Raw genomic sequence first — 7,307 nt, 5'->3', positions numbered from 1 at the left:
AATATTCATTTACTAATTTTACTTTAAATTCTGAAGAGTATTTTGTCATAAAAAAAGTGCTCCCAAAGTTGTTAGATTATGTCTAACAATTTTAGAGCACTTCAAGCAGTCGACTTCAATTCTCTTTTTGACTAATAATTCAAATGTTTGTCTTGATCCAAAGCACTGATAGCTTTAATTTCATCTTCATCTAAATTGAAATCGAATATGTCAAAGTTTTCCTTAACACGTGCAACTTTAGATGATTTAGGAAAGACTACAAATCCTGTGTCAATATGCCAACGCAATACTACTTGAGCAGCAGTCTTGTGATGATTTTTCGCAATCTTATTAATAGTTTCGTCTTCTAGAATCAAGTGGCCGTGTCCAATTGGTGAATATCCTTCATTGACAATACCATTATCTTCGTCAAATTTACCCAATTCTGCTTGAACCTTATATGGGTGACGCTCGATTTGATTGACCATAGGCTTAACCTTGCACATTGCAAAGACTTTCTTCAATTGGTCTTCTGAGAAGTTTGATACACCAATAGCTTTAACTTTACCTTGCTTATAAAGTGTTTCCATAGCTTTCCAAGTATCAAGTGTCAAATCAAAATCTTCTTCATTTGGCCAGTGAATCAAATATAGATCTAAGTAGTCCATTTGAAGGTCTTTAATAGTTTGTTCAAAAGCCTTTAGAGTCTTGTCATAACCTTGATCAGCATTCCAAACTTTTGAAGTGATGAATAAATCTTCTCTTTTAACGTCAGCTTTCTCAAATGCTTCACCGATAGCTGCTTCATTACCATAGATGTGGGCACAATCAAAGTGACGATATCCAGCATCTAAAGCACCTTGAATAGCAGCAGGAACGTCGGCGTTATCAATCTTGTAAGTCCCAAAACCTAACATCGGAATTGATACGCCATTACTAAATTCTTTATATTCCATACAAATTTCTCCATTCTCTTGAGTCATTCCACAATAATTTCAATTAAATAGAACGCGTTTACATTATATCATTTTAGAATCTAATTAAGGTAACTCTTGAGAAAAGCCATCTCATCGTCGTTAGCTTTTTTGGCAAGTTCATCTTTTTGATTGATCAAGAAAACGTGCCCGCGTGGATTCCTCTCATCACCATACATCTTACAAATATGGAAAATTTCTTTAGCCGTCAAAAAGCCGTCCATCTTAAAAGCACTATTGCGTAAGAAGTCTTGATTAGCTGTACTTAGATAAGTCGGTAAGAAATCTTTGGTAATGTACTTTTCAACATTCAACTGTTCTGAATATTTTTGAACTGACTCTGGAGTAAAGTACCCTGCCACAGCCCCATTGATAGCCTTAGGTTCAACCATAAAATTAGCAGCACTATTCAAAACGACCGCTTTAAATTTTAAGTCCGTCATTTCATAGTCGAATAATTGTCGATACTTCGGATTAGTCAAAATCGTGACATATTGTTCTGCCATTTGACCACCGGCACTGTCTCCCATTAAAAAGACATTATTTTTATCTAAACCATATTCAGCAGCATGCTTTGCCACAAAATGAATATAACTATTCACATCGTCCAACTCTTTTGGAAATGATACATCCGGTGCTAAACGATAATTAGCATTGATAAAAGCAAAACCTCGTTTAGCCCAATTTAAACCAAAGAATTGATAAGTCTCTTTAGTTCCATAGCACCAACCACCACCGTGAATATTAATAATAGTAGGAATTGGCTTTGTAGTATTTTTAGGTAAATAAATATCTAATAAATTCCATTTAGGATCTGGACCATATGCTAAATCATTGATCCGTGTCACTTCAGGAATTTCTGTTGGTAATCCCGCATCACGTTTATCATCTTGAGTCTTAAATTGTTTTCTCATCTGTAAAATTGCTTCTGTAATATTATCTTTCATAGAAAGCACCTCCAATTACATAGTAATTCTACCACAGACTAAATATGACCCTGTTTAGACGTAGACTTTTCAGTAATTTTTTCATAAACAATCAATAGGATTGCTCCAACAACAATTCCTAAGGCATTGGCGATTACATCATTGATGTCGCTTGTACGATTGATCAAGAAAATGTGGGATAAGAAAAATTGAGCTGTCTCAATTAAACTGCCAATTAGAAATCCAGCAAGTGCCATGGATATTGTTGAAATTTTTGGGAGATAATATTTGATCAAAAATCCTAATGGCACAGTCAAAATAATATTCTCAGCGAAACCTAATTCCCAAATATCTAACTGATGTAAATTCACTTGCCCAATACCAGCTGGCATCAAGTAAACTGATGAGCCATCAAATGAAATTGGTGTAAATAAAATGGTTGCTAGAAATGTTAAGTAAACCAAACTGATTAAATTGAAACGACGTTTTTCAAAATTTTTAACTAAATTGAGAACAGCTAATCCTAAGCAAAAAGCTATTGTCAGAATAAATAATAACGGTATATAACGCATACTATTTCTCCTTTCATCTTTTTTCTTATTTGTTAGTTATTACTTTACTTGAGGAGTATTTAAACTAGCTTAAGAAATGATGACGAAAGTTTGAAATTAATGTGGATTATTATTAAAAGCATGAAAAAAGGCTGGAGAAAACTCCAGTCTTATCTGAATATTGTTATAAAGTTAAGTTGTCAACTAGTCCACTAAGCAATACAATTTTTGGAAAGTTTTAATTCAATTTATATCTTGTCTATTTATTTACTTTATAAAATACATCTAAAAAACAAAATTTATTAATCATGTATTTATACTATAATCATGATATCAACTCTACCTAAGGAGGAAAAACAATTGACAAATATATTCGACGTAGCGAAAAAAGCCAACGTTTCTAAATCAACGGTTTCTCGAGTTTTTAGTGGTTCTCGTCATGTTTCCGAAAAAAGTAGACAAAAAATCATCGCCGCTGCTGACGAATTGGGCTATATGCCTAATATACTAGCCCGACAAATGCGACAACAAAAAACTAATATTATTGGTTTCGTAGCCACTAGTTATTATCCAGCTGTCGGATATCTATTGAGTTATATAACGCACATTGCTGAAGAGAAAGGATATAGTGTGAATGTTTATTTCACTAAGGATAAAGAACAAGAACTAAATGTTTTAAACTACCTAAAGTTACATGTTTTGGATGGATTGTTTTTAGTCTCTACAAGAAATGGATGGAATACCATCAAAGAATTTGCTAAATATGGCCCCATTTCTACTTGGAGAAGAATCGATAGTTGTTCAATCTATTCTTCATATATAGATCACCATCCACTTTACAAACAAATTTTATTGTATATTCTAAATACTTATGACGTTGACAATATTGGACATATATTGAATGATCGTAAAAAAAGTAATACGAAAGCCAGAATAAAAGCTATTAATGAATTTGAACATGACTATCCTTGCGTTAATAACGATTGGCAATTATTTTTTCCTGAACAAGGTGGAGCTGGAAAGCAAGCAGCTTTGACCTATTTAAAAACTATTAACCCACCAAAAGTTGTTTTAGCATATTCGGACTATGTTGCAGCAGATTTCATCTCTACTCTCAGAGAACATCAAGTTAACGTTCCGCGAGATGTTAAAGTATTTGGATTTGATAATAGCGATTTTGGTAAATATATGAATATCTCAACAGTCGATACTCATATGGAAATTCAGGCCATAAATTGCATCAATAACATAATTTCACGCTTGGAAAATAAAAAATTTGAAGAAATAAAAATCACTCCAAGGCTAATCATACGAACCACTTGCTAAGAAAGGATTATAACTTTTTATAATTCTTTTTTATTTTGCCCTTGACGTGGGAATATTCCCACGATGTACTATATTGTCGTTGGATGGAACCGGTTCCATACGAAGATAATAAATGTCGCATTGGAGGGAATTAATATGTCATATCACGATCTCGCAGAACAGATCCTAACGTTAATGGGCGGACCGAAGAACATAAAAAAAGTCTGGCATTGCGCTACTAGATTAAGATTCAATGTTAATAATCCAGACAAAGTTCAACAAAAGAAAATTGAAGCATTAGACGGTGTTATTCAAGTTGTATATAGCCGTGAACAGTTTCAAATAGTTATCGGAACTCAAGTCGCAGACTTATATAACGAATTTATTAAATTAGATGGAGTTCATGCGGATGCAAGTTCATCAACCGAAACTTCAGAAGATGAACCAAAGAAAAAAGGTATTTTAGGATTATTGAATAGATTTATTTCATTCATTTCCAGTTTATTCATGCCATTCTTAGATGCTATCTGTGGTGCCGGTGTTTTGAAAGGTGCTCTAGCATTATTCTCAACTGTAGGTTGGTTAAGTGCAAAGAGTGGAACATATATTATTTTGAATGCTGCTAGTGATTCATTGTTCTACTTCTTACCTATTTTCATTGCTTTTACGGCCGCTAAACAATTACACGTTGATAGATTTGTTAGTGTTGCTATTGCTGGTGCACTTGTTTATCCAGATATCGTTGCTTTAGCAACTAACGATACAACTCTACATTTCTTAGGGATTCCTGTAATTCCAATGAGTTACACTTCATCAGTTATTCCTATTATGTTATCAATTTGGATTTTGAGCTACTTAGAACCATTGCTTAACAAGGTTATTCCAAATAGTTTGAAATATGTTTTCGTTGCTCTACTAGAACTAGTTATCATGGTTCCATTAACTTTAATGGTAGTTGGTCCAATTGGCTCAACGATCAGTAATGCATTAGCTGGCTCAATCATGGGTATTTACAATCATGCCGCTATACTTGCTGGAATTATTATTGGTGGTCTATGGCAAGTAATCGTAATGTTTGGTTTCCATTGGATGATTTTACCTTTAATTATGAGTAATATTTCCAATCAAGGTGTTGATCCTATCTTCCCTATTGCTTGTGCCGCTGTATTCTCACAAGCTGGTGCCGCATTAGGTGTATTCTTGAAAACTAAGAATAAGAAAATGAAACAAGTATCTGGTTCCGCATTTATTGCCGCTATTTTTGGTATCACTGAACCAACTCTTTATGGTGTTACTTTGAAATACAAGAAGCCATTTTACATTGCGATTGCAAGTAGTGCCGTTGGTGGAATCATTATTGGACTTGCCGGAACACAAGCTCATGCTTTTGCTTTTCCAAGTTTACTTTCCATTCCTACATACTTAGGTCATGGCTTTGTTGGTGAAATGATTGGCTTGGCTGTCAGTTTTATTGGTGCAGCTGTTTTAACATATTTGTTTGGCCTAAAAGGTGTTGAAGATGAACAATCAAATCTCGATAGCGATACCGATACCATCCAAACATCTGACCATGATGAATTGATCATGCCAGTAAGTGGTACTAAAACTTCTTTATCTAATGTCAATGACGAAGTATTTTCTTCAGAAAAGATGGGAAAAGGAATCGCAATCATACCAACATCCAATAAAGTAGTTGCTCCTGTTTCAGGAAAAATCACAGCTACATTCCCTACCAATCATGCTATCGGAATTACTGACAGCTTTGGTACACAAGTACTTATCCATCTAAGAATCGATACTGTTAATTTAAAAGGCAAATATTTTAATAGTTTAGTCAAAGATGGCGATACTGTTATTCAAGGTCAAGAATTAATTGATTTTGATTATGAAAAAATTGCTGAAGCTGGATTTGACAATACCGTTATGATGATTGTTTTAAACAGTAAGGATTATAATGTCGAACCACAATTAGATACTAATAGTGATTTGGCAATCAATTTAACATTAAATTAAAAAGGAGATATTAATTATGAGTAACTTTCCAAAGAATTTCTTATGGGGTGGTGCTACTGCCGCAAATCAATACGAAGGTGGATTTGACGAAGATGGTAAAACATTGTCAGTAATGGATATTTTACCTGACGAAGCACATGGCAGAAAGCAAGCTATGAAACATCCCCTTGAAACAATGAAAAAGAAGTATGATTTTTATCCTAATAGAGTAAGTATTGACGGATATCATCACTGGGAAGAAGACCTAGAATTGCTTGCTGGTATGGGCTTTAACATCTATCGTATGTCTGTTTCATGGCCTAGAATCTTCCCTAAAGCTAATATGGATAAGCCTAATGAGGATGGTTTAAAATTCTATGATAAGGTCATCAAAAAAGCCAACGAATTGGGTATGCAAGTTCTAATTACTATTGACCACTTCGATACACCAATGTGGGCTGTTGAAGAATTCAATGGTTGGGCTGACCGCCGTATGATCGATGAATATTTGAAACTAGCTAAGTTATTATTCACACGCTACAAGGATCAAGTTAAATATTGGATCACATTCAATGAAATCAATATGTTGTTACACTATCCACTATTTGGTGCCGGACTAGATTTAACTGGTGATCCAAATCCTAAACAAACACAATATCAAGCTGCTCATTATCAATTAGTCGCATCGGCTAAAGCTGTAACTATGGGTCATAAAATCAATCCAAACTTCATGATTGGTAGTATGATTGCTGGAATTTGTAATTACGCTTATACTCCATACCCTCAAGATGTTTTGCAAAAACAAAAAGTTATGCGTGAATCATACTTCTTCCCTGATGTTCAAGCACGTGGATATTATCCTCGTTATGCTAAGAAGTTCTTTGAAGATAACAATATAAAATTGGATATCACTGACGATGATTTGGAAGCATTGAAGGATACAGTTGATTACGTTTCATTTAGTTACTACTCATCAGGTGTTATCACAACAGACAAACGTTTACTAGGAAATACAGCATCAAGTAACTTTGCAAGTACTTTCTCCGATTCAGTTATTAATCCTTACTTGAAAGCAAGTGACTGGGGTTGGATCATTGATCCAGTTGGTCTAAGAATCACTATGAATGATATGTATGATCGTTATCAAAAACCTCTTATGGTCGTTGAAAACGGTCTTGGGGCAATCGATCATGTAACTGATGATGATAAGATTCATGATGATTATCGTATCAAGTATCACAAGGAACACTTGGAACAAATGGGCTTAGCTATCAGAGACGGTGTTGAGTGCTTAGGTTACACTATGTGGGGTCCAATCGACTTAGTTTCAGTATCTACTGGCGAAATGTCAAAACGTTACGGATTCATTTATGTTGACCGTGACAATGACGGCAACGGTACTAATAAGAGATTAAAGAAAGACTCCTACTACTGGTATAAGAAAGCTGTTGAAAGTAACGGTGAAGACTTAGATTAAATTTTATACTGAAATAAAAAAACATCCCTTTTACGGGGTGTTTTTATTTTTCGCAAATTGCAAGAACAAGTTAGCCACTTTGGAAAAATAAAGAAAAGTTAAG

At 34.3% G+C, this 7,307-nt stretch carries 6 protein-coding genes; 3 read left to right on the top strand and 3 right to left on the bottom strand.

What is annotated here, in order from left to right; all coding sequences use genetic code 11:
* Positions 1–131: 131 nt before the first annotated feature.
* From FC88_RS12350 to FC88_RS12340, 3 genes are all read right to left on the bottom strand, one after another.
* Entirely contained in the window at positions 132–935 is an 804-nt protein-coding gene (locus FC88_RS12350) for an aldo/keto reductase (RefSeq protein WP_057816071.1), read from the bottom strand.
* Positions 936–1,015: 80 nt separating this feature from the next.
* Complete coding sequence (locus tag FC88_RS12345) at positions 1,016–1,900, bottom strand: alpha/beta hydrolase (protein WP_057816069.1); 885 nt, start codon at positions 1,898–1,900, stop codon at positions 1,016–1,018.
* 38 nt (positions 1,901–1,938) lie between these two features.
* Positions 1,939–2,451, bottom strand: coding sequence for a VanZ family protein (locus FC88_RS12340; protein ID WP_057816066.1), 513 nt, complete (start codon positions 2,449–2,451; stop codon positions 1,939–1,941).
* A gap of 339 nt (positions 2,452–2,790) precedes the next feature.
* Here FC88_RS12340 and FC88_RS12335 point away from each other — a divergent pair, with 339 nt between their 5' ends.
* The 3 genes from FC88_RS12335 (at position 2,791) to FC88_RS12325 (ending at position 7,204) form a co-directional block, all read left to right on the top strand.
* A complete protein-coding gene (locus FC88_RS12335) occupies positions 2,791–3,756 on the top strand; it encodes a LacI family DNA-binding transcriptional regulator (protein ID WP_235526943.1) in 966 nt (321 codons plus the stop codon).
* A 135-nt stretch (positions 3,757–3,891) separates the two neighbouring features.
* A complete protein-coding gene (locus FC88_RS12330; protein WP_057816060.1) occupies positions 3,892–5,748 on the top strand; it encodes a beta-glucoside-specific PTS transporter subunit IIABC in 1,857 nt (618 codons plus the stop codon).
* 16 nt (positions 5,749–5,764) lie between these two features.
* Complete coding sequence (locus FC88_RS12325) at positions 5,765–7,204, top strand: family 1 glycosylhydrolase (RefSeq protein ID WP_057816058.1); 1,440 nt, start codon at positions 5,765–5,767, stop codon at positions 7,202–7,204.
* Positions 7,205–7,307 lie beyond the last annotated feature (103 nt).

Source organism: Companilactobacillus futsaii JCM 17355 (assembly GCF_001435505.1).
GTDB classification, from domain to species: Bacteria; Bacillota; Bacilli; order Lactobacillales; family Lactobacillaceae; genus Companilactobacillus; species Companilactobacillus futsaii.
The sequence above is the reverse complement of the archived record's forward strand: the minus strand, read 5'-3'. Positions and strand labels throughout refer to the sequence as shown.